The organism is Bartonella sp. AP21QHHD, assembly GCF_042196205.1.
Classification (GTDB): Bacteria; Pseudomonadota; Alphaproteobacteria; order Rhizobiales; family Rhizobiaceae; genus Bartonella.
In genome coordinates this window covers 1-1,309 of record NZ_JBHIPT010000124.1, presented here as the reverse complement: position 1 = coordinate 1,309, position 1,309 = coordinate 1, and the positions used below count along the sequence as shown (strand labels likewise).

At 46.4% G+C, this 1,309-nt stretch carries 2 protein-coding genes; both read right to left on the bottom strand.

Going from position 1 to position 1,309, the window contains the following annotated elements; translation table 11 throughout:
- Positions 1-720: phage terminase large subunit family protein (locus tag ACFIMC_RS10060; protein ID WP_375680734.1), on the bottom strand; the 720-nt coding region annotated here is incomplete at its 3' end.
- A complete protein-coding gene (locus ACFIMC_RS10055) occupies positions 713-1,294 on the bottom strand; it encodes a hypothetical protein (protein WP_375680735.1) in 582 nt (193 codons plus the stop codon). The genes ACFIMC_RS10055 and ACFIMC_RS10060, both read right to left, overlap by 8 nt.
- Between the last annotated feature and the right edge of the window lie 15 nt (positions 1,295-1,309).

Genomic DNA, 1,309 nt, shown 5'->3' with positions numbered 1-1,309 from the left:
ACCACATGCATCACAAGGCACGTTGTAATATCGCTGGTCTCCTAGCACAAAATCCTTGGCTACACGGCTTGTGTCACGGTGTGTCGGCGTGGACAATTTAAAGATCTTTCGTTGTACAAAGGTCGAGGTACGCTTTTCCGCAATCATCACCGGATCACCTTCGTTATCCACACTGAGAGGATAACCATCCACTTCATCCAAAATCAGATAACGAATAGGCATGGAACGCAAACCAGCTGCACTGTTTGCTCCTGTAAGCATCAATGCACCACCATCAAACTCTTTCGAAAACATGGTATTCCCGCTGTCACGTGCTCGTGCTGGGGCAATGCGTTCGCTTAAAACTGGACTTGCCATAATCATAGGATCAAGCCGCGTCTTTGAAAGCTTTTTGGCTGTCTCAACGGTCGGCATGACATAAAGAGCAGGTCCTGGACTATAATGAATAGCATAACCGCAGAAGTTCAATCCTGCCTCTGACATGCCAACTTGCGCCCCTTTCATGACAATAGTTGTTTCAATTGGTTTGTGAGAGGAAAGATTATCCATGATTTCGCGCAAATAGGGGGTCCGCTTTGTTCTCCACAATCCAGGTTCAGCACTTGCTACCGTGCTAAGGTATCTATTCTTATCCGCCCATTGCGAAACCGTGTACGGTGGGTCGGGTTGTCGTGCGTTATTGGCATTAGCGAAAAATTCTTCGACTGCATTGTCATCCATTATTCGTTTCTTGCAAGTTCTCTAACTCTGGAGAATGAGGATCATGAAAAGGCACTGGAATATTAACCGCCTCAAGTAAAGCGGTTCTCATGTAATAATCAATAGCACCAATAAGGCTGGCTGCATCACATCCAACTTGTGCAGCAATGCTTGCACCAAAACGATGCGGAAAATTCAACATAGCGTCACGGTGTGCTCTTCCAAACTCGCGGGCTGCTCTCTTGACTTCTTCACGGTCAACGGTTGTTTCGCGTAAGCGTTCAAGGGCAATCTTCTCGCTTTCAAGGGCAACTTGCATTCGCTCCAGTTTTATCTTGTATTCATTGGCTCCATCTGTAGAGGCTTGTTTGATCTTTGTCCGCGGTTGACCATCAGGCGCTAAAAATGGAGCAGGGCGCTTTGTTGGATTCTCATTCCAGATGCTTGTGGCAAGGGCTTCATTGACAGAACCATCTTCAAAAAGAGCTGCATCAAATTTACCTGTCTTAAATCGAGAAACCACCGCATTAGGTGAAACACGCATCTTTTTGGCAAACGCACGAACCGATATCCCCTCACGAACTTTCTTGGTCATAGTTGCTCCTTGCTT

Excerpts from the sequence above, each read along its gene's own strand:
- ACFIMC_RS10055 (WP_375680735.1), bottom strand. The coding sequence starts at position 1,294 with ATGACCAAGAAAGTTCGTGAGGGGATATCGGTTCGTGCGTTTGCCAAA.